The following is a 20723-nucleotide window of genomic DNA, read 5'->3' as shown; positions in this document are numbered from 1 at the left end:
CGCCTTTACGGGATGCCCCGCAAAGACGCCCTACACAACAGTCCAGGTTAATGAATGGACGACACCGCCGTAGACGGCTCGCCTTCGCGAACGGTCAACGTCAGCGTAGCGCCTTTTGTCTTGTGTTCCAAAGTGCCATTGAGAATGATCATGTAACTTCCGGGCTTTGCCGTTTTGGCCACCGCGATCTTGGCGATACCCTCGGTGGTTACATCGGTTGCCGGTTCAAAGGAGACGGTGATGCCCTCCGGCAAGCCGGATGACAATCCCAACACACCTTTTGATTTTGAATAGCTCTTGGACCGGTTCAAATGCACCGTCACGTCACGCGACTCGCCGGTTTTGATCTCGAGAGAGGAGGTGGAAAGCTCAATAGCAAATTCCGAACGCGGAGCGGGTTTTTCCTGGGCCGCAGCACTGACAACACACAAGGCCCAGACAAAGAGGAGGAGGAAAGTTTTTTTCATGCGCGTAATTGTTTGTTGAGGCTAACGCGAAGAAAAAGGATTCGGCCCGGCCGGCGATCACAATGAAGCGAACGGCGCCGATCTTGTGGCAGGCTGTGCAGGGTTGGGGTGAGCCGACGGTGGTGTGGGGTGAATGGCCATCAGGCCATCTCCATCGCATTGCGCAAATGATGGATCTTTTCGATCACTTCCTTGCCCTTGGTGCGCGACACTGGAATGGAAATGTCGGTGTCCAGGATTTGAAGCTTATAACCGTTCGCATTCCCGCTGATGTTGGCGATGGCGTTCACGTTCACCAGGTAAGACCGGTGGCAACGGATGGCAAAGTCGTTGTTGATCTGGCTTTCCATGCTCTTGAGGTTGGCCCGCAACAGCTTCTTGTGCATGCCCTTGGCGTCTTTCCACACCACGGTAGAATAGTTGTCGTCGGCCTCGATAAAGAGGAGGTCGGGGAGGTGAAAACTCAGGGTTTCACTGGTCTCTGAATGCAGGGTTAGGTGGTGGTTTTGGCCGTTGCTGGCTGGGGTTTCCCGTTTCAAGCTTTTGATCTCCTTCAATTCCCGGTTGGCCTGGGTGGCGCTGCGCAGGTGTTGCTTCAGGACATTATTTCTCAGGAACAGCGTCATGATCGTGATGGTGATCACCCCCGTTTGGGCCACCTGCCGGTTAGCCCCAATCACGAGCTCCCAAAAGGGCATGTCTGGAAAAAGAAACAGTTTTTCAATCAGCGAACTGGCCGCCCCGATGACCACACAATGCCACAAGGTGAGCAGGATATATTTTTTGATGGTCCACTGCGAAGAGTCAAACGTTTGCGGAAACAATCGGGGCAATACGAGTATATTGAAGAAGAGAACCAGGAACGTGACCCCGCCAAACAAAAATTTGTGCCCCAGGGTGAGCACATGCTGCTGGTGGTGCGACGTCTGGTAGACCTGCAGAAAGAAGACCACAAAAAGACTGACAAACAGAATGAAGATGACGTTTTTACGCTCGTCATTCAGATAGAACGGAAAGGGAGAATCGAGTTTTTCAGCTAAACGCATCTTCTCATTTCGTTTATGGTAAAGCTAGGGGCCAGGAGCCAGAATTTAGTAGCCAGTAGTTAGTAGTCGGTATTCAGTGCGAATTTATTTTGTTTCTCTACGGGCTCGGACGTCAAGCATGTCACCCCCCAACCTGACTACTGACTACTGGCTACTGAATACTGACTACTAAACTCCTGGCTCCTGGCTTCTGGCTCCTGCTTTCTGAACTACCCCCAGCCTCCAGGGTTTCCGATTGTACGCAGGATGTGGTAAAAAGATAAGGATTGGGGTGAAAAGTTATGAGCGGTAGCCCATTTTTAAACAAAACGGATGGCCATGCTGTATTGTGTAAATTATAATTTGACACTATCGTGAACATCATTTTCACATGCGAACACGCCGGAAATACAGTGCCGCCCGCCTTTGGGCATTTTTTTAAAGGGCAGGAGGACGTTTTGCAGTCCCACCGCGGGTGGGATCCGGGTGCGGTGGAGGTTGCACGCTATTTGTCCGACCAATTGGCGGCTCCCTTATGGGTATGCGAGACCACCCGGTTGTTGGTAGAACCTAACCGGTCATTGCACAATGATGCCCTGTTTTCGGAATATGTGAAGGCCCTGACGGATGCGGAAAGGGAACATATTTTGGAACATTACTACCACCCACACCGCGGCGCCGTGGAGGACCTCATTGAACGGGCATCCCAACCCACCCTCCATCTCGCCATCCACTCCTTCACCCCCGTCCTCAATGGCGTCACCCGCACAGTCGACGTGGGATTGCTGTTCGATCCCTCGCGGCAAAATGAAACCGAATTTTGCCGGCGCTATGCCGAAGCCCTGAAACAATATCTGCCGGCAATGTCCATCCAGTTTAACGCCCCCTACAAAGGCATCGACGACGGATTTCCGACCTACCTGCGCACGGTCTTTCCCGATGAGTGCTATATCGGCATCGAGGTGGAGATCAATCAAAAATATATCGGAACAAAAGAATGGGAGCCGATCATGCATGCGCTGAAAAACGGGATTACCAAAGTCCTGGACGAGCTGCCCTACCTGTGATGTGACTATAACATTCGCACAGGCTTCACCACATAGCCAGCTTTGCGCAGCAAGGCCACCAGCCCCTTCTCGCCCGCCAAATGCAGGGCCCCCACGGCGATAAACGTCGGCTGTTCCTTCATCAAACCGGGGAGTTGTTTCATCCAGTTACGGTTGCGATCGTTGACCAGCACGTCTGTTTCTTTTTCGGAGAATACTTGCCGGGTCATCATCGATTCCAGTTCGGTGAGGTTGCCCTCTCGGTAATAGCGGTTCATGTTCACAACGTCGCTTTTCGCGCGGTCTTTTTCCAGCACGAGGTCCATGAGCATATCTGCTTGCCGCTTGTAGCTGAATTGATGGTAGAGCGCGTTGATTTGTTCATCGAACGACTCGAGACCGACCATCTTTTTGCCTTCGGTCTTTGCGCGCTGTTGGAAATAGAGATCCATGGGGCGGTCGTTGGCCGGGGCAGGGAAATATTTTTGTTGAAGGGTGCTCGTGATCAGGATCTCCACCATCATGGGATTCATCTTGTTGAACATCTTCAGGTCGTAGCCCGACAGCTCCTTTAGCCAGGAGGCCGTTTGTTGAAAGTGTTCGCGGCTCAGCAACATGTCGAGCGTGGTGTCTTTCATGATGGAGGCGGTCATCATCTTCATGGTCATGGTGCTGTCGAAGAGCAACTCGCCCACTACGGTGCCGCTGCTTTTGAATTTATCCATCACCTGCGTAAGGCTGTCCACATACGTGGAGCCTTTCAAGTGAAAGGTCCCAAAAAGATAGGACGGCTTGGAAAGACCGTTGGCACTGATCTCCCAAAACACGGCATTCTCCACCGCCGGCGATTGGGACAAGGCTGGAGAGGAGAGGCCGCACAACGTGAGCCAGAAAAATAATCGCGTGTAAGATCTCATGGAGTTGCCGTTGGGGGTGGGGTGAATATTGATTGCAGGAAAAAACAGAAAATTTATTGCTCCAGGTCTTTCAACAACCCCTTCAGTTTGTCGAGGTGATTGCCGTATAATTTTTTCAGATACCAGTTGGTGAACGACGTACAGAGGAAGAACACCACCGCGGCCATAAACAACAGGTAAGCAATGGTTTTTGGTTTCGACAAATGTTCCAGAAACTGCGTGGTGCCCCGCTCGATTGCGCCCAGCAACAACACCAATCCAAAATAGAGCGGGTAGAGGATGGAATAGCTTCGCCTGTAAAACTTCAGATAACCCGTCAGGCTATTGATGAGTGCCACCAGGTTCGCGTGAATATTCTCGTTGTGTGGGTTGAAGCGATTCAGGAGCATCAGCTTTTTGACATAATAGAATGTATAGGCCAGGCAGATCACCAAGATGGAAATGAAAGACCACTTCAGCATGCCCGAGGTCAGCGCCAGGGCATAGATCAGCAGCGCCACGCTCACGACCAGGGTGAGCACCAGTTCGAACCAAACGTTGCGCTTCAGCTTCTCGATGATGGAGCGGCTTCGTCCTGTTAACATGGAAGCGATCTCCGTTTCATTCTTGGGCTGAAACGCAGGTTCGCTGCTCTTCCATATGCTTTTCAAGTCTTCGAGTTCCATGGTTAGGGACACATAAGTTTTTTGAGTTTTTCACGAATGCGGTTCATTCTGACCCGCACATTATTTTGGGTGATACCAATCGTCTCGGCAATCTCTTCATACGGCACTTCTTCCAGGGCCATCATGATCATGGCGCGCTCGATTTCCGAAAGCTGGCGTATGGCCCAATGGAGACGTTGCACTTCTTCCTCCCGGTCGTCGGCCCAACCGTCGGAAATGTTGAGGTGCAGCTCTTTCAGGTCTTCGGTTTTCACGTTGCGGGTTTGCTTGCGAAAACCGGAGATGGCCGTGTTCAGCGCGATACGATACATCCACGTGGTGATCTTGGCCTCACCCCGGAACGTAGCAAATGACTTCCACAATTGGAACACGATCTCCTGGAACAGATCGTTGCGCACATCCGGGTCGTTCTCATACATGATACAGACCTTATGGATGAGCCCCTGGTGCTCATTGATCAGGTTAATGAATCGCTTTTCTTCCGCTATCGCCAAGGGGTGCCTTTCGTTGATGAATACGTCGAAGGTAAAAAAAGAAAATTACAGGCAAAGCATATGAAATACGGATAGGGTCATACAGCAACGGTCGTTCGAAGAGGTCTTTTGTTCTTTTCATAAATAATCGGGGATCGGAAGGCATAGAAACTACAGTGCCCCGGCCACCGTTTTCTCGGGCAGGCCAGGGCACGGAAGGCGCTAGTGAGGGTTATATGCTCTTTAAATACAGGTGAAGCGCTTTCAACTCCAGATCCGAAAATTCTTTCGTCATCGTCCAGGGCATTTCTTCCGGCTTCAAGGTTTTCCCTTCGGGAGTCAAGCCTGTGCGCAGGGTTTGGATGAACTGTTCGTCGGTCCATTGACCCGGATGTCCCGTGCTGCTGATGTCGGCCACCTCCGGATATCCCGGGGCCACCGGATCGCCACCTTTTAAATTCTCCCGGTGACAACCTGAGCAGGAGGTAGCCAGGTATTTGCCATACTCCTCGGAAACCTCTGCCTTCACCTGTTTCGCCAGTTTGCGATCATGGTCGATCATCTCGGCGGGAAGCAACGGCAACTTGTCCAGGTCGGCCAGCACGCGGGCCAGCGGGCCGATGTTGGATTTTGGAAACTCGCGGTCAACCGGCTCCAGGTTGGCGCAATAGGAAATGATGGCTGTCAGGTCTTCTTCACTCATGAGGGTGAACTCATGGGAGGGCATGAACAGGAGAGGCGTGCGATCGCGGCGCAGTCCGTGGCGCAAGGCCAGCGACCAGTCTTCGGCGTTGAAGTCGAGGGGCCGGCCACCCTTTCCCTTCGTCAGGTTGGGGGCGATCAGGAGACCCAGGGCGGCATCGTCCACAAACACTTTGCCTCCCAGATCCTTGCCATGACACTCATTGCAAGCTTTAATGCGGATCAGGTGCTCGCCGCGTGCCAACACGGCCGAATCGTTCAGGATGGGCAGTACCTGCGGGGTTATGGCATACTGCTTCTGCATGCGCCGGTTGGTACTGATGTGTGCCTTGGTATAATAGCCGGCGATGAGGACAACCAAAACGCCGAGGACAAGGCCGGTAACTTTCAGGATCTTCTTAATCATAAAGGGGTTCAAATCATTTTTCCATCTTTTACGGTCCAACCAAACCCCGAAGCGTACGTTAAACGGAGCATTCCATCCGCGAAAAGGATTTTATGAATCGAACTAACTGTATTACGGTAGACTACAGCCAGATTTTGCCCCCCGCATGGTCTGCAACCCCCGTCGCTGAAATAGAATTCGTCGCCCATAGTCCCATTCATGCCGATTGGGGCCACCTGTCGCTCCAGGACTTGATGCTGCCCGAGATCCACCTCGTGAAATTCGATGGCCAGCTAAGCCAGAACCTCCATTTGCAACAGTGCGGGTCATGGGAGTCCACTACGGTGGACACTTGCATATTTCTGGAAGGGGCCATCGAGTCTGATTTCGCCGGCCTGCAAAAACGCATGCGCATGGACAAAGGCCAGCACAACTTCGTGTACAAACCCGAAGTGAACGAGCACCACTACATGAACGCCCAAAGCCTGAGCATCCTCCACCTTTCCATAGATCGTCTTTATTACAGCCAACTGTTGTGCGACCAGGAAAAATGGCAAGCAAACCTCAAGGAAAAGTTGTTGAACAAACAACCCGTGAGCGGCAGCCTCGACGACATGCAGATGACACCCAAGATGTTTGGCGTGGTTCATGACATCCTCAACTGCTCGCTCAGCGGCAACCTGCGCAAGATCGTGATCGAAGCCAAAGTGCTCGAGCTCGTCGCCTTGCAACTGGACCAACTCGTAAAGCGTGATCAAGCCTCCACGCATCAAAAAATAAACGCTAAAGATCAAGACGCCTTCTACGCCCTCCGCGATTTCCTTCACCAAAGTTTCGCCGACGACCATTCGCTGCGCACCCTCAGTAAAACCTTCGGCCTGAACGAATTCAAACTCAAAAAAGGCTTCAAAGAAATTTTCGGCACCACTGTATTCGACTACCTGCATGATCTGAAAATGGAACACGCCCGCCGCCTCCTCCAGGACGCTGGCGCCTACGTCAACGAAGTGAGTGGCCTGGTGGGCTACAAAAATCCCAACCACTTCTCAACAGCCTTCAAGCGAAAGTTCGGCATCAACCCTGCGCAGTACAGGAATTAAGAATTGTTTTTTCCAATGGCCACTGGGTTGCATGAAAAAATAAATTTCTTTCAGTGCGCTGTAAGTTTTCCAAACGCTGATTGCATTTAATCCGCCTAGGCGGATTTCCAAGCATAGCCCCAGTGAAACTGGGGGTAAGCGTAATATAATTAGAACAACCCCAACGGGGTTACCCTTCGATGTCGCCGCCCACTGCGGAAATTGGAAAGTTAGTTTGATAATAGAACCTGTCAAGGCCGCTGTATTTTTTCCCCGAAGGGGTAACCCCTCCGGGGTTGAAAGACAAACACATCCTTTCCCCGGGTTTCACCCGGGGCTATGGTAGGGAAGCCCTACGGGCTTCGGGGCGCTTGGTTTGTTAGGAGAGATTAGGTGGTGACAAAGTTCCGCCAAGGCCTTCAATATAATCTGGTAAAATCACCTCTTATCCTTTGTTAGATTAAAGCGTAGCAGGATTAGTCGAAGGCCTCGGTTTGCAGGAATCCGATGTTCAAAAGAATTTCATCGGGGGCAGCAACACGCCGTTCACGGTGAATACATCGCAAAGCCAATACACCAATCTCGCGGCGCATGTTTATGGCTTTCACGTGCGCGCTTCGGTCATCAACGGTACCGATAACCTGAACTATGGCCCTTCTCCCGGCAAATACGACTATATCACCACCAATGCGGATCGTTGTTGAGATCGGCGATGTCGGCGCCCATGCTGGAGACGGAGCAATAGTCGACGTGGTCGATCAGTTCTTCGCGGAATTTGCCGTGGCCCTGGTTGGTGTAGAGATAGTCAGGGCTCCCAAAAATCATTGCATAGTGCAAACCTATTTTATGACGGCACATCCTGTTTTGAGTTTACAATTCACGGTAAACCTATTTCATGACTAGACACTTTGATTTGCCACGATAAGTCCCTATTTCATGACTAGACAATTTGATTTGCCACGATAAGCCCGTAGGGCTTCCCCATCATAACCCCCAGTGCAACTGGGGGTAGAAGCAATTATCCGAACAACCCCAGCGGGGTTACCCGATTTGGTCAACAGGCAAGTCGGAATCTGAAAGTCTAACGAACGGGAACCACATCAACGCCGCTGTATTTGATGCCCGAAGAAAGGGCAACCCCTACGGGGTTAAAAGACAACGCTCCCTTACACCGGGTTTCACCCGGTGTTATGATGGAGAAGCCCTACGGGCTTAGGTGTGGAGATGTTTAAAGATTGATTAAGACCTGCAATCCGAGACTCCATTTTGACTCAGGACATCTCGACGAATTCCATGTTTTGACTTAGGACATCTTGACGAATTCCATCAAAATATTAATACAGCAGCCTTAAAATACTAGATTCATTGAGTTGACGACCCTTTTTCGTCAAGCAAACGCGTTTGACTAGGTGTGGAGATGTCTAGAGATTGATTAACCTGCCATCCGAGACTCCGTTTTGATACAGGATATCTTGACGAATTCCATCAAATATGAATACAGCACCCTTAAGCAAATACTAGATTCATTGAGTTTACGATCGCCTTTCGTCAAGCGAAGGCGTTTGACAAAGACACAGAGAGGCTATGCCCAATTCAAAAAAAAATCTTGTTGAAAAATTATTTCGACTTCTCCGGATGGCCTTCCAAATTGAAAAGCTCATTCAAAACTTCAGACAACGTCTCTGCATCGCCGCGGCGGCATGCGGCCTTTAATTGCAATACGGGGTACTTCAATATTTTTTGCATCAGCGATTTGCTCATCTCTTCCAAACGCTCGGCTTCTTCGGGCTTTGTGTTTTTCAGGAAGCGGGCCAACTCTTCCTTGCGGATTTGCTCCAGCGTATTTTTCAGTTTCTGGATGGTCGGCGTCACGATCATTTCTTTCGACCAGTCTTCAAAGTCGTTGATCACTTCTTTGATGATGGCCTTTACGTGGGGGATCGAGGCTTTGCGTTTTTCTACGGCTTCGTTGGTCTTCTCGCGGATGTCGTCGAGGTTGTAGACGATGGTGCCGGGGAGTTCTTCGATGGTGCTCTCTACGCTGCGGGGCATGGAGAGGTCGATGAAATATTTGTGGGAAAGAATTTTTACGTTGCTCAACAGCTCACGGGTAATGAGCGGGGTGTTGCCCGACACGGAACTGATCACGATGTCGGCGGCGGCGATCTCGTCGGCCAGGGCGTCGATGCTGCCGAAGGTGAAGCCGCATTTCTGGGCCAGCTTTTCAGCTTTTTCAACGGTCCGGTTCAGGATTTTCACCTGGTTGAGGCGCGAGTGCACCAGGTTCAGACAAACGTCCTGTCCAATCTCGCCAACCCCTACTACCAGCACTTTGGGCGAAGCCAGGCCGGCGGTGAGGTCTTCGGCCATTTCTTTGGCGGCATAAGAGATCGAGGCGGCGCCGTCGCGGAAGGAGGTTTCCTGCACGACGCGTTTGTTGACAAAAAATATGGTGTGCATCAACCGGTGGAGGAAGGGGCCGGCCATATTCTCGTCGGCGCTCCACTGGTAAGCATTTTTTACTTGTCCGGAGATTTGAAGGTCGCCGATCACCTGGGCGTCCAGGCCAATGGCCACGTCAAAAAGGTGCTGTACGGCCTCGGGTCCCTGAAAAAAGGTGAAATGTTCTTCAAAACCGGCGTCGATTTGTTTCAGCAGGGCAAGGCCTTTGAAAATTTCGGTAGAAAAGTCCTTTTCGGCCAAATAGTATACTTCGGTGCGGTTGCAGGTGGAAACCACCAGCACGTCGGTCGCGGTGGTATAGTCACGAATAAAATTTAATAGCTTTTTAGAAGCCTCCTCGGTCAAAGAAACCTGCTCCCGGATCGCAACCGGGGCGGTTTTGTAGGTGAGCACTAATGCTTTAAAATTCTGTGTCATGGCGCGTTACAAAAGTATAACCTGGACGAAATCGAAGGGTGACAAAAGTCAATTAATAAGTAATTTAGAATCGGTATAAATAACCACAATCGGCTCCGTCTCACCCTATTACGGAGAGAGGTGAATTTTAGTTCTTTTATTTCAATCGATTTATTTGTCCACGATGTCGGATTCCATGGGGGTGAGGATCGTCAGCAGGTCATTTTTCTCGCGTTCGGCCACTTCACAGAAGTCCAGGGCTGCCGCAAGGTCAGCCATCAGGGCGCTGAATTCGGCGGCGGAGATTTTCATGCCGGTATGGGCCTCGAGCATGGTCTGTCCCTTGTACTGGCAGGGGCCTCCGGTGCCGGCGCAAATCTGGTCGATCAGGTTGTTGCGGAGCACTTGCAGCCGGTAGTGATTGCCCACGGTGGCTTCGAACCGGGTATTGATCATGTCGTCGGCCACCACATTGGTGAGAAATTTATCGGTCACCTTGGAGATGACGTCGATGCCGCCCAATCGGGTGTAGAGCGTGGGCTCGCCATTGCCTTTGTTGTCGTCGGTACAACGCGTCGTAAAAGCCATCGCGATGGCCATCAGACAGGCAAAAAGTATTCTATTCGGTTTCATTTTCAGGAGGGTCAATTTTTTTTGAAGGATCAGTTTCGAAGATCGAGCACGGAAATAAAAGCATGGAACGGCGCTGTCATCCCGTGCATCGGGCAGCCGCCTGAAGTTTGAAGTGCTTTTTGAGCAACCCGCCATTGACCTTTGTTGGAAAGCTGGCGGGCCAGTTGGGCTTCATCGATTTCCTTCCGGTGAAAGAGCACGGAAGCGACACGACCTTCTTTATTGACGGAGCAAGCAGTGACACCCGGCAGCGCACTCATTTTTTGTTCCAGTGCCAGCCGTTCGGCAGGTGTCATCGGGCCTTTCAACCGGTAGGAAGCAAGGTCAACGGTTGGCAATTTTTCGGCGACGGACAATGGCCTCAGATTGGCATACGTAAACAATCCGGCCAGCACCACCACGAGCGATAGTGAGAGGATCTTTATTTTTTTCATGGGATGTGCAAAAATTTTGGTACGTGAGAATACACTTCTTTAACAGTTCAGCGCTTTATCTGTTTTAATAATATAGTTCACCGACATTCGAAAGATTCATCCCTTGGATGCTGAAAAAAATTTGCCATTTTAGGTAAACCGTTAGCTGCTATCCATGATGAATCAAATACAACGTTGGGTCAGAGACTACTTTGGATTTTCCCGCTCGCAGGTAAATGCTTTTCTCATTTTACTTCCGTTGATGATGCTGATCGTTTTCGCACCGGCGGCGTGGAAAAATTATGTGTTACCACGTCCATACGACGACGCGGAAGATCGCGCTATGCTCGACAGCCTTGTCGCGGTGTGGGAAGCAGGGTTGGAGAAGGATAAAGTTGATGAGAAAGACCCGGTGGCGCCGTCCGTTTTCAGGTTCGATCCCAATACGGCCACCGTTGAACAATGGCGTGCATTGGGATTATCGGCAGCCTCGGCGACGCGTATTGCACATTACCGGGAGAAAGGCGGAAAGTTTAGGGTAAAGGCCGACCTCCTTAAAATTTATGGCATCGACTCGGCGTTCTATCGACGCGTGTTTGCCTACATCGCCTTGCCGGAGAACAAAACGGCGACCGACGGAAAGCAGAATTTTTGGGATAAGCACCCCAACGAAAGCAAAGAAAGCCCGTTCAAAAAGAACATCGCCCGCTTCGACATCAACGCGGCCGACACCGCGCAACTGAAGAGCGTGTACGGCATTGGCGAAAAGCTGTCGCAACGCATCTTGAAATACCGTGACGCCCTCGGAGGATTTGTGACGCTGGAACAACTGACGGAGATCTACGGATTGGACACAGCCGTAGTGGCCCGGCTCAAGACAAAATGTGTCGTGTTGCCGGATTTCCGGCCGGATCGGATCAATATTAACCAGGCAGACGAAAAAAGGCTGGCCGCCCATCCCTATTTAAAGAGCGGTGCGGCCCGCATCATCGTCGCCTACCGATTTCAACATGGAGAATTCACGTCCCTGGACGATCTTCGAAAGATACAAGGCCTCGATCCTAAGATCATTGACAAAATCGCACCATATTTAACCCTGTAAGACCAACCGATTAAGGTCCTTGCTGTTCTTCAGGAGAAGAAATTTTACATATAAGCTCATGTCGCATCCTGTTAAAAATATATTGCCATCCTACCTGCGGAGGCTCACCAACCTTTCGGGCAACAACCGCTCGTTGCTGTTGCTGCGTTTGCATGCCGAACAATTGATCGATGTGCATACCCTCAGTTTTCTCAACGGCGAACCTTCGTTCGAATTGATCAAGGCCCTCATCGCCAACAAAAGCAAAAAGGTGTGCCAGGTGCTCGACAGCCGCCTGGAAGCCAACAACGAAAGCAGCCGGAGGCTAAAAAAACTTCAACGCATCGATCATTTTATTTTTGAAGAACGCGGGTCCAACGATCTGCATGTAGGCTGGCCGTTTGTGCGTGGAAAATTTTCAGACGGATCGATCGTGCGTTGTCCACTTTTGTATTTCCCGGTCAGCATTGTGCAGGAGGGGCAACATTGGGCGTTGCAGCCGCGGAAAGATGCGGGCATCACGTTCAACAAGTCGTTCTTGCTGGCCTTTGCTTTTTATAACCAGGTGAAGCTCGAAGAAGAACTGTTGGATACCAGCTTCGAAGATTTCGATATTGACAGCACGGTGTTCCGCACGCAATTGTATGAGTTGCTGCGCGACCGGTTGGAGATCAACTTCAACCCCGACAATTTCCTCGACACGCTCACGCCATTTGAAACGTTCAAAAAGGAAGCGCTGGAAGAAAACCTTCGCAACGGCGAGCTCAAATTGTACCCCGAAGCCGTGCTCGGAATTTTTCCCCAGGCCGGGTCACAATTGGTGCCGGACTATTTGCAGCTCATTGAAAATGATACCGTCACCGACCTGGAAGAATTCTTCGTGGAAAAAAATACGGGAAGCGACGGTCTCACCGCCCAGGGTGCCCTCATGAACAATGCCATCAGCGAAGAGAAGATCTTTGCACCGTTTGTGATGGATGCTTACCAGGAAAATGCCATCAAGGCCATCAAGCACGGCCACTCCATCGTGGTGCAGGGCCCGCCCGGCACAGGCAAGTCGCAGCTCATCTGCAATCTGCTGGCCGACGCCATTGCCTCCGGGAAAAAAGCGTTGCTGGTGTGTCAGAAACGCGCCGCCCTCGACGTGGTGTACGACCGCTTGAAAGACATCGAACTCGGCGACTTCCTGGGACTGGTCCATGATTTTCGAAACGACCGGAAAGAAATTTATGCCAAGATCGCCCGGCAGGTCGAGCGCGTGGAGGAATTCAAGACGCGCAACCGCGGCATCGATGTGATCCAGACCGAACGCAAATTTTTCCAACTCTGCCGTCGCATCGATCAGGTGACGGAGGAACTGGAAGAATTCAAACACGCCTTGTTCGACGACAAAGAATCGGGACTTTCTGTGAAGGAGCTCTACCTCACGTCGGAACTGAATGGACCGTCGATCAACATAAAACAAGAGTATCCCTTTTTCAACTTCGGCGAGCTGCATGATTTTCTGCGCAAGCTGAAGACCTACGCCCAATACGCCGCGCGCCTGGAGAACGATCATTATGTGTGGCGCGAGCGGCGCTCGTTTGCCGGCTTCAAACCATCGGATGAAAAAAAGATCGCGCAAATCGTTGCCGACATTCCGAGCTATCAAAACAAGGTGGCCGGTGCCATCGAAAAACTCATCGGCATCCGCCCGCACCTTGAAGACTGTGAAACCCTGGCCGCCAAGGAAGACGACATCCTGGGCATGATCAGCGTCATCAAAGACGACGACACCCACTTCTATTTCCAGTCCATGATCAACGAAAGCGAGGACGAGACCAGCCTCCTGTGGCTCCTGAACATGGAGCGGGTGATCATGAACTGCTACGACGACGAGATGCCCGAAACCACCTTGCCCTCGAACGAGTTGGGCAAGTTCCAGGAGGCGCTGCAACACTCACAGGCTGCCCGGACCAACCTGATCCGCCTCATCCGCTGGCATTTGTTCTCGAAAGAAAAATTTTACCTCCGCCGCGTGTTGGTGGCCAATCAACTCAACTATAGCAAAGAGGGTCTGCGCATCATGGAGCGCCGCATCGACAGCCGTCTCAACCTCGAGCACCATCTCACGGCATTGAAGAACAAACCCTGGTTGGTCGAATTGCCTTCGAACTACGACAAGGATACGTTGCAACGGTGGTTCGATCGTCAAAAATTGGCCGTCCGTGCCAAGCTCATCTTCAACACCCTTCGCGAAGTGAAGGATGCCATTAGCGTTCACAAATATTCGCGTCGTGAGTTTGGGAATTTATTCAAGGATATCCTGTCGGCCATCTCCGGTGTGCGGGAAAAGAAAGCGGGTTGGTTGGTGTGGCTTGCGCCCTACCAGGTAACGCAGCTGACATTAGAACCCGGGCGGGAGGAAGAGTACCTGAAAACATTGCACCGCGACTTTGATACCCTCTGCGAATACGACACGCTAAAAGAATCACTCAAATTCTTTGAACGCGACGTCACCCTGAAGCTCTACGACCACCTCGGCACGTGGGACAGCGATGCCATGGAAGGGTTGTTCCAAAACAGCTTGCGCCTGGCCTGGATCGACCACATTGAAACGAAGTATCCCATCCTGCGCGCCGTGTCGTCGATGAAGATCGACACGCTGCAAGACGAGCTGAGATCGTCGCTAAAGGAAAAGAAAAAGCTGAGCAAGGAAATTTTATGGGTGCGTGCCCGCGAGCGGGTGTATGAGAACCTGGAGTACAACCGCCTGAACAACCTGGTGACCTATCGCGACCTGTTGCACCAGGTCACGAAGAAGAAAAAGATCTGGCCCCTGCGCAAACTCATCGAGTCGTCGCCCTACGAGCTGTTCCAGTTGGTTCCCTGCTGGCTGGCGTCGCCCGAGTCGGTGTCGGCCATTTTTCCCATGACCACGGGGTTGTTTGATATCGTCATCTTCGACGAGGCCTCCCAATGTTTTGCCGAGCGCGGCATTCCGGCCATGTATCGCGGCAAGCAACTGGTGGTGGCCGGCGACGACAAGCAGTTGCGGCCCAGCGAGCTGTACCAGGCACGATGGAGCGAGGGAGAGGAGGAGAACCCCGACCTGGAAGTGGACTCACTGCTGGAGCTGTCGGCGCGCTACCTGGCCACCGTCCACCTGCAAGGTCACTACCGCAGCAAGTCACTGGCCCTGATCGATTTTTCGAACACCCACTTCTATGGAGGAAGGCTGCAGTTGCTGCCCGACCGCGAAGTGATCAACACCGACGACCCGCCGATCCAATATCACAAGGTGGATGGTGTCTGGGAAAACCAGACCAACGCCGTCGAAGCCCAGGCCGTGGCCCGGTGTGTGCTCGACATTTTGCGCGAGCAGCCCGAGAAAGAAATTGGTGTGGTCACCTTCAACGCGCCCCAGCAGATGATGGTGCTCGATGCCCTGGAAGCCGAGGCCCTGCTGGCCGGGCAGACGTTGCCCGAGTCGTTGTTTGTGAAGAACATCGAGAACGTGCAGGGTGACGAAAAAGATATCATCATCTTCTCCATCGGCTATGCGCCCGACAAAAAGGGAAGGCTCATGATGCAGTTTGGAAGCCTGAACATGGCCGGTGGCGAGAACCGCCTCAACGTGGCCGTGACCCGTGCCCGCGAGAAGATCATCCTCTTCACCAGCATCACTCCCGAACAGCTCAAGGTAGACGACATTCGGAACGAAGGTCCCCGGTTGTTGAGGGACTACCTGGCCTTTGCCCGCGAGGTGAGCGCCGGCCGCTACCGGCCCCAGTCGCCCATCCAAACCCAGCACACGAAGGCCTGGTTCCTCAGCCGCCGTCTGCAGGAGTGGAGTGCGAGCCGCATGCCCGAGTTCACCTTCGACACGGAGGCTCTGCCTTTCACTGACATCAACGTGTTAAAAGACGACCAATACTTGGGCGTGATCCTCACCGACGACGTGCGCTATTTCTCCGCGCTGTCCGCCAAGGACGTACACGCCTATACCCCTGCGCTGTTGACGCAAAAGAAATGGAAACACCTCATGGTGTTCAGCCGGAATTTCTGGAAAGACAGGGAAAAAGTGGAAACAGAATTAATGCTCTTTGTCGGCTCTCAAGCCGTTCAGAACGGGTAGGAGATCTTTGGCGAGCGCACTTTGATCTGCTGGGCCTCGCCGTTGATCCGGCCGTGTTGCGGGCAGTAGCAATTCAGGATCGAGTCCATCTGCTCCTCGCCGGCCGACACGCGCCTGGCCTTGGCCACCGTGTTGAGATCCAGGATGTGGAGCAGGGGTTGCTCTACGTCTTGGAGACGGGCAAAAGCTTCCAGCAATTTTTCATCCCAGATGTGATAGAAACGCACCAGGTCGTCGGGGTAGATGATGACGCGGTCTGTGCCTTCTTCGGGCACCACTTCAAAGGGCTCCTCCAAGTTCAAGTAGCCATAGTCATCGGTGAGTTGCTCGCCGGGATAGATGTCGCGGATGGCGATCTCGAACTCGTAGGCGGTGGTGATGCAGTTGGAGTTGGAGCTGTGGTTCACAAACCGGGCGTTGTCCCAGCAGAGAATGTGATTGCCTTCCGGGTTTCGGTAGGTGTATGTGTCCAGGACTTGCTGGTAGAGCGGGTCCATGGCCCGGACTTGTGCCGGTGTGAAAATTCTGTCGAGTTTGTCGAGCGCCCAGGTGATGGTGCCTTTGGGGATGAACTTGGTGGCGACAACTCCGTAACCTATTTTGTCGCTGATGAACCTGAGTTCGGTATGAGGATGGATCATGATTGCTGGACGTTAGCGTAACATAAACTCAAAGTAAAAAGAAGTTTATGTTACTATCAAGTTATTCGCCAACATATAAAAAAAAGAAGCCGGACATTTCTGCCCGACTTCAAACTACAACCAGACGCCCTGAAAATTTTAAGTATTAGTGTCCGTTCACCGTGGCGTATTCGGGAACCGTTTTGACTGTCTTGATGATGCGCGCCGCCACCTTGTAGGGATCGGCCGCGGAGTTGGGACGGCGGTCTTCCAACCAACCCTTCCAGTTGTTCTCCACCGTGGCGATCGGGATTCGGATGGACGCTCCGCGATCGGAAACCCCGTAGGAGAATCTGTCGATCGACTGGGTCTCGTGTTTCCCGGTGAGACGCAGGTGGTTATCAGCACCGTACACGGCGATGTGTTCCTTCACGTAAGGAGCAAAAGCCTGGCATGCGGTGTCGTATACATCCTTGGAGCCGGCGGTTCTCAGCAGCTCGTTGGAGAAGTTGGCGTGCATGCCCGAGCCGTTCCAGTCGGTGGCGCCCAGCGGCTTGCAGTGCCAGTTGATGGCGATGCCATATTTCTCGGCCGTTCTTTCCAGCAAGTAACGAGCCACCCAAACCTGGTCGCCGGCAGCTTTCGCGCCCTTGGCAAAGATCTGGAACTCCCACTGGCCGGTGGCCACTTCCGAGTTGATACCCTCCACGTTGATGCCCGCGTCGAGGCAAAGGTCAAGATGTTCTTCCACGATCTCGCGGCCGAAAGCATTCTTGGCGCCCACCGAGCAATAGTACGGTCCCTGGGGGCCGGGGTAGCCACTGGCGGGGAAGCCGAGGGGCTTGTCGGTCTCGGGATTCCACAGGAAATATTCCTGCTCGAAGCCAAACCAGAAGTCGTTGTCGTCGTCTTCGATGGTGGCGCGTCCGTTGGAAGAGTGCGGCGTACCATCGGGGCTCAGCACTTCACACATCACGAGGAAGGCATTCTTACGCGCGGGATCGGGAAACAAGGCTACCGGTTGGAGGAGACAGTCGGACGAGTGTCCGTCGGCTTGCTCCGTAGAGCTGCCGTCGAAGGACCATCCGGGACAGCCGTCCAGGGTGCCGTCGAAGTTTCTCACGATCTTGGTTTTGCTACGCAGGCTCTGAGTAGGCTTGTATCCATCGAGCCAGATGTATTCAAGTTTAGTTTTTGACATAAGGTTGCAATTTTTTTGGTTAAGGAATTAGAATTTATAAACTGCTGCGAAGGTGGCGGAGACCATAGAGTCTTTCGCATCGCCATCGCTGTTGACAAAGCTGTTTTCAGATGTCTTGTCGAAGCGGAGTTCAGGGATCAACGTCAGCGGTCCAACCTTGGCGTTTCCGGAAAGGGTGAACTCGATCACGTTGCCTTTGTTGTCGCCGTCCAGCCCGATGGGAGAGGCGAGCGGGTGAGCGCGGTAGCTGGCGAAGTTGCCAACGGTACCACCTTTCACACCGAAGTACTCAGCACGCAAGGCCAGCGCGAAATTGTCTGACACGGTAACTTTCGGATACAAGGCCACACCATAGAAGGAGGTGGATTTGCGCGTGCCGTCGATGACATCGCCAGCGGCGTTATACTCCTGACCTTTTGCAATGGTTTGGTAAGTAGCGTTAGCGCCAAGGAAAAAAGCGTCGCTCAACGTCCATCCGGTCGTGAGGTCGACTTGGAACAGATCGCCGTAAGATGCAGCGGGCTCTCCGGCGAAGTCGGCCTTCTTGAGCTTTCCGTCCTGGTCACCATACAACACGTTGAACCAGATGCCGCCTGCGTCGGTGGTCTTACCGATCTGACCTCCCAGCGTATACGTGTTCACTTTGTTGAATTCCAAAATGTCCGTCGGGTTCATCACAGCCAGTTTGGCTACCAATCCGCCTTCGGTGGCAAAGTCTACGCGCAAGCCTGTGTGATTGAAGGGACCGTTGGAGAACATGTAAGAAGTGGAGTAGTTGGCGTTCAGGGTGGGAGAGATCACTTCATATCCCACGAAAGTGTTGAACTGACCAAGGTTCACCGTTACGACATCCGACAATTTGATGTAGGTATACAATTGGTTCACGATTTGACCGCTACCGGCGGCGGCCACGTTGCGATATCCACCCGAGTTGAATACGGCATCCGAACCACGGGGACCGAATACGAGGTCTGCAACAAACCCTACTTTCTGACCTTGATAGGATGCGATCAGGTTGGCCATGCCGAGTGAAAATCCTTTCAGGTTACCGAAAGAAGTGGTCGGTGCGGCGGTTCCAAACGCGGTGTTCTTCATGCCGAGTGCGGTGTGTGCATAGACGTCGATGGAACCCGATAAGGTGAAGGTTCGCGTCGAATCCTGGCTCATCGCCGAGAAGGCCAATCCTATAAAAGCTAGAGAAAGTAAAAGTCTTCGTCTTTGAAATTTCATAATTTTGTTGTGTGTTTTAGTAAACAATAAGCTAGAGTAATCCCGGGGGAGTATCTCACACTCCCTGGGATGCTTTAGTGAATGACGAGGAGATCAATAGGCTAATAACAATCTCTTCGTTCATCGGCTGCTTTGCATTTCCCAGACAAAGCACTCCTGAAAAATTACAGCCAGTGTTGTTTAGAAATGGTGTGGGTGAGGACTTGTAGACTTCGTCATGGATCGTGGGGGTTTGGGGTTAAGGGAAAAAATTTAGGTTTAGGTTTAGGTTAGGGTAAAGGTTCGGTCAGTATATTTTTTAAGAAGTCCCGGCGCTGGTACTGCCGGGACTTCTTTTTGTATTAGGCCATTTCTTCTTTCAGTGAGCTGAAGTCGGCAGGGTAAAGATTCTCGCCGTGCTGGCTGAAATCGGAACCCAGTTTCTTTTCTTCGGCCGATACTTTCAGCGGAGAGATGAGGTCGGTCAGTTTCAACAGGATCAACGAACCGAGGAAGGTGTAAGCGATCACAATCACCAGGGCGATCATGTGCACTTGGAAGAGGTGGAACTCGCCAAAGAACAGACCGTTGCCGGTGGTGTTCAGGCCGTTCACGGCAGTGTTGGCCAGCAAGCCGGTCATCACCATGCCTACTGCTCCACCCACACCGTGGCAAGGGAACACGTCGAGTGTATCTTCCAGGGAAGTTTTTGCTTTCCAATGTACTACGATGTTACTGATGATGGCAGCGAACGTACCGATGAACAAGCTCGAAGGGATCGTTACGAAACCAGCGGCAGGTGTGATGGCCACCAGACCAACCACGGCACCGATACAGAAGCCAAGGGCAGAAGGTTTTTTGCCGCGGGCAGCATCAAACAAGATCCAGGCAAGACCAGCAGCAGCCGAAGCGGTGTTGGTAGTAGCAAAAGCAGAAGCGGCAAGTGCACCGGCGGTCAATGCGCTACCGGCGTTGAAACCAAACCAGCCGAACCACAGCAAGCCTGTGCCCAACAATACAAAAGGAATGTTGGCAGGAGCGATCGATTTTTTCTCTTCACCCTTTGTTCTCAGGTAAATCGAAGCAGCCAAAGCAGCGAAACCGGCCGACATGTGTACTACGGTTCCACCGGCAAAGTCAAGGACACCCATTTTAAAGAGGAAGCCGTCAGCATGCCATGTCCAGTGCGCCAGGGGAGCATAGATCAACAAGGAGAACAACACCAGGAAGAGGATGTAAGACTTGAAACGGATACGTTCAGCAAAAGTACCGGTAATAAGAGCGGGTGTGATGATGGCAAACTTCAATTGGAAGAAGGCAAACAACACCAGCGGAATGGTACCCCACAGCGGAGCATCCAATACGTTGCCGAACATGAAGTACGTAGACGGGTTGCCTACAAATCCCCCAATATCTTCGCCAAAGGCGAGGCTAAATCCTACAACGATCCACAATACCGAGATCACGCCCATGGCGATGAAGCTCTGGAGCATGGTGGTGATAATGTTTTTGGTGTCAATCATCCCGCCATAGAAATACGCCAGGCCGGGAGTCATGAGCAATACTAAAGCGGAAGCCGCCAGCATCCAGGCCACATCACCCGAATTCATGCCCTCGGTGTTGATGGTCGTAGGAACGGCCGGCATAATGACTGCTAGAATGCTTATCGCAATCAGCAGCACGAGAAAGACGATTGATTTTTTCATTTGTTTGTAGTTTTAGGATATAGGGGTAAAATTTTACTGGTTGTTATTAATAACTGGACGAATATTTTAACAATAGGGTAATAAATGAACCACTTTTGAAAAAAAATTCACGGAAACGTTGTAGG

19 protein-coding genes are annotated in these 20723 nt (G+C 52.1%); 5 read left to right on the top strand and 14 right to left on the bottom strand.

What is annotated here, in order from left to right; all coding sequences use genetic code 11:
* Window positions 1-47: 47 nt before the first annotated feature.
* Both BUB30_RS18570 and BUB30_RS18565 read right to left on the bottom strand, forming a co-directional pair.
* Window positions 48-467, bottom strand: a complete 420-nt coding sequence (locus BUB30_RS18570; RefSeq protein ID WP_073136788.1) for a COG1470 family protein — start codon at window positions 465-467, stop codon at window positions 48-50.
* A 140-nt stretch (window positions 468-607) separates the two neighbouring features.
* A complete protein-coding gene (locus BUB30_RS18565; RefSeq protein ID WP_073136786.1) occupies window positions 608-1513 on the bottom strand; it encodes a LytR/AlgR family response regulator transcription factor in 906 nt (301 codons plus the stop codon).
* Window positions 1514-1866: 353 nt separating this feature from the next.
* Here BUB30_RS18565 and BUB30_RS18560 point away from each other — a divergent pair, with 353 nt between their 5' ends.
* Window positions 1867-2559: an N-formylglutamate amidohydrolase gene (locus BUB30_RS18560; protein WP_178377147.1), complete on the top strand. Its 693-nt coding sequence runs from the start codon at window positions 1867-1869 to the stop codon at window positions 2557-2559.
* A gap of 5 nt (window positions 2560-2564) precedes the next feature.
* Here BUB30_RS18560 and BUB30_RS18555 read toward each other — a convergent pair whose 3' ends face one another.
* The 4 genes from BUB30_RS18555 to BUB30_RS18540 form a co-directional block, all read right to left on the bottom strand.
* Window positions 2565-3455 (bottom strand): TraB/GumN family protein, encoded by an 891-nt coding sequence (locus BUB30_RS18555; protein ID WP_084138225.1) that lies wholly within the window; start codon window positions 3453-3455, stop codon window positions 2565-2567.
* A 53-nt stretch (window positions 3456-3508) separates the two neighbouring features.
* Window positions 3509-4120, bottom strand: coding sequence for a hypothetical protein (locus tag BUB30_RS18550; RefSeq protein WP_073136782.1), 612 nt, complete (start codon window positions 4118-4120; stop codon window positions 3509-3511).
* A gap of 2 nt (window positions 4121-4122) precedes the next feature.
* Complete coding sequence (locus tag BUB30_RS18545; protein WP_073136780.1) at window positions 4123-4614, bottom strand: RNA polymerase sigma factor; 492 nt, start codon at window positions 4612-4614, stop codon at window positions 4123-4125.
* A 211-nt stretch (window positions 4615-4825) separates the two neighbouring features.
* A complete protein-coding gene (locus BUB30_RS18540) occupies window positions 4826-5701 on the bottom strand; it encodes a cytochrome c (protein WP_073136778.1) in 876 nt (291 codons plus the stop codon).
* A 92-nt stretch (window positions 5702-5793) separates the two neighbouring features.
* Here BUB30_RS18540 and BUB30_RS18535 point away from each other — a divergent pair, with 92 nt between their 5' ends.
* Both BUB30_RS18535 and BUB30_RS18530 read left to right on the top strand, forming a co-directional pair.
* The gene (locus BUB30_RS18535) at window positions 5794-6780 is read left to right on the top strand and encodes an AraC family transcriptional regulator (protein ID WP_084138224.1); all 987 of its coding nucleotides are present in this window, start codon (window positions 5794-5796) and stop codon (window positions 6778-6780) included.
* 473 nt (window positions 6781-7253) lie between these two features.
* The gene (locus tag BUB30_RS18530) at window positions 7254-7463 is read left to right on the top strand and encodes a hypothetical protein (RefSeq protein ID WP_073136773.1); all 210 of its coding nucleotides are present in this window, start codon (window positions 7254-7256) and stop codon (window positions 7461-7463) included.
* On the opposite strand, the gene BUB30_RS35200 is transcribed toward BUB30_RS18530, so the two are convergent.
* The 4 genes from BUB30_RS35200 to BUB30_RS18510 all read right to left on the bottom strand — a co-directional run bounded on the left by BUB30_RS35200 (window position 7438) and on the right by BUB30_RS18510 (window position 10685).
* On the bottom strand, window positions 7438-7596 hold the full coding sequence (locus tag BUB30_RS35200; RefSeq protein ID WP_221408739.1) for a hypothetical protein: 159 nt from the start codon (window positions 7594-7596) through the stop codon (window positions 7438-7440). The genes BUB30_RS18530 and BUB30_RS35200 overlap by 26 nt on opposite strands.
* 780 nt (window positions 7597-8376) lie before the next feature.
* A complete protein-coding gene (gene hemA, locus BUB30_RS18520) occupies window positions 8377-9639 on the bottom strand; it encodes a glutamyl-tRNA reductase (protein ID WP_073136769.1) in 1263 nt (420 codons plus the stop codon).
* A 150-nt stretch (window positions 9640-9789) separates the two neighbouring features.
* Window positions 9790-10251, bottom strand: a complete 462-nt coding sequence (locus BUB30_RS18515; RefSeq protein WP_073136767.1) for a group I truncated hemoglobin — start codon at window positions 10249-10251, stop codon at window positions 9790-9792.
* Window positions 10252-10280: 29 nt separating this feature from the next.
* Window positions 10281-10685 (bottom strand): hypothetical protein, encoded by a 405-nt coding sequence (locus tag BUB30_RS18510; RefSeq protein WP_073136765.1) that lies wholly within the window; start codon window positions 10683-10685, stop codon window positions 10281-10283.
* A gap of 154 nt (window positions 10686-10839) precedes the next feature.
* Between BUB30_RS18510 and BUB30_RS18505 the strand changes: the two genes are divergently transcribed.
* Complete coding sequence (locus tag BUB30_RS18505; RefSeq protein ID WP_073136763.1) at window positions 10840-11766, top strand: ComEA family DNA-binding protein; 927 nt, start codon at window positions 10840-10842, stop codon at window positions 11764-11766.
* Window positions 11767-11824: 58 nt separating this feature from the next.
* The gene (locus tag BUB30_RS18500) at window positions 11825-15862 is read left to right on the top strand and encodes a DEAD/DEAH box helicase (RefSeq protein ID WP_073136761.1); all 4038 of its coding nucleotides are present in this window, start codon (window positions 11825-11827) and stop codon (window positions 15860-15862) included.
* Here BUB30_RS18500 and BUB30_RS18495 read toward each other — a convergent pair.
* The 4 genes from BUB30_RS18495 to BUB30_RS18480 form a co-directional block, all read right to left on the bottom strand.
* The gene (locus tag BUB30_RS18495) at window positions 15850-16503 is read right to left on the bottom strand and encodes an SET domain-containing protein (protein ID WP_073136759.1); all 654 of its coding nucleotides are present in this window, start codon (window positions 16501-16503) and stop codon (window positions 15850-15852) included. The two genes, BUB30_RS18500 and BUB30_RS18495, sit on opposite strands and share 13 nt — an antisense overlap.
* Before the next feature lie 145 nt (window positions 16504-16648).
* Window positions 16649-17683 (bottom strand): glutamine synthetase beta-grasp domain-containing protein, encoded by a 1035-nt coding sequence (locus BUB30_RS18490; RefSeq protein ID WP_073136757.1) that lies wholly within the window; start codon window positions 17681-17683, stop codon window positions 16649-16651.
* A 27-nt stretch (window positions 17684-17710) separates the two neighbouring features.
* Window positions 17711-18913: an outer membrane beta-barrel protein gene (locus BUB30_RS18485; protein WP_073136755.1), complete on the bottom strand. Its 1203-nt coding sequence runs from the start codon at window positions 18911-18913 to the stop codon at window positions 17711-17713.
* A 341-nt stretch (window positions 18914-19254) separates the two neighbouring features.
* Window positions 19255-20598 (bottom strand): ammonium transporter, encoded by a 1344-nt coding sequence (locus BUB30_RS18480; protein ID WP_073136753.1) that lies wholly within the window; start codon window positions 20596-20598, stop codon window positions 19255-19257.
* Between the last annotated feature and the right edge of the window lie 125 nt (window positions 20599-20723).

Origin of the sequence: Chryseolinea serpens (genome assembly GCF_900129725.1) — a bacterium.
Classification (GTDB): Bacteria; Bacteroidota; Bacteroidia; order Cytophagales; family Cyclobacteriaceae; genus Chryseolinea; species Chryseolinea serpens.
Note: the sequence above shows the minus strand (reverse complement) of the source record. Positions and strands in the feature narration are given on the sequence as shown.

Excerpts from the sequence above, each read along its gene's own strand:
- BUB30_RS18570 (WP_073136788.1), bottom strand. The coding sequence starts at position 467 with ATGAAAAAAACTTTCCTCCTCCTCTTTGTCTGGGCCTTGTGTGTTGTC.
- BUB30_RS18565 (WP_073136786.1), bottom strand. The coding sequence starts at position 1,513 with ATGCGTTTAGCTGAAAAACTCGATTCTCCCTTTCCGTTCTATCTGAAT.
- BUB30_RS18555 (WP_084138225.1), bottom strand. The coding sequence starts at position 3,455 with ATGAGATCTTACACGCGATTATTTTTCTGGCTCACGTTGTGCGGCCTC.
- BUB30_RS18550 (WP_073136782.1), bottom strand. The coding sequence starts at position 4,120 with ATGGAACTCGAAGACTTGAAAAGCATATGGAAGAGCAGCGAACCTGCG.
- BUB30_RS18540 (WP_073136778.1), bottom strand. The coding sequence starts at position 5,701 with ATGATTAAGAAGATCCTGAAAGTTACCGGCCTTGTCCTCGGCGTTTTG.
- BUB30_RS18535 (WP_084138224.1), top strand. The coding sequence starts at position 5,794 with ATGAATCGAACTAACTGTATTACGGTAGACTACAGCCAGATTTTGCCC.
- hemA (WP_073136769.1), bottom strand. The coding sequence starts at position 9,639 with ATGACACAGAATTTTAAAGCATTAGTGCTCACCTACAAAACCGCCCCG.
- BUB30_RS18515 (WP_073136767.1), bottom strand. The coding sequence starts at position 10,251 with ATGAAACCGAATAGAATACTTTTTGCCTGTCTGATGGCCATCGCGATG.
- BUB30_RS18510 (WP_073136765.1), bottom strand. The coding sequence starts at position 10,685 with ATGAAAAAAATAAAGATCCTCTCACTATCGCTCGTGGTGGTGCTGGCC.
- BUB30_RS18505 (WP_073136763.1), top strand. The coding sequence starts at position 10,840 with ATGATGAATCAAATACAACGTTGGGTCAGAGACTACTTTGGATTTTCC.
- BUB30_RS18500 (WP_073136761.1), top strand. The coding sequence starts at position 11,825 with ATGTCGCATCCTGTTAAAAATATATTGCCATCCTACCTGCGGAGGCTC.
- BUB30_RS18495 (WP_073136759.1), bottom strand. The coding sequence starts at position 16,503 with ATGATCCATCCTCATACCGAACTCAGGTTCATCAGCGACAAAATAGGT.
- BUB30_RS18490 (WP_073136757.1), bottom strand. The coding sequence starts at position 17,683 with ATGTCAAAAACTAAACTTGAATACATCTGGCTCGATGGATACAAGCCT.
- BUB30_RS18485 (WP_073136755.1), bottom strand. The coding sequence starts at position 18,913 with ATGAAATTTCAAAGACGAAGACTTTTACTTTCTCTAGCTTTTATAGGA.
- BUB30_RS18480 (WP_073136753.1), bottom strand. The coding sequence starts at position 20,598 with ATGAAAAAATCAATCGTCTTTCTCGTGCTGCTGATTGCGATAAGCATT.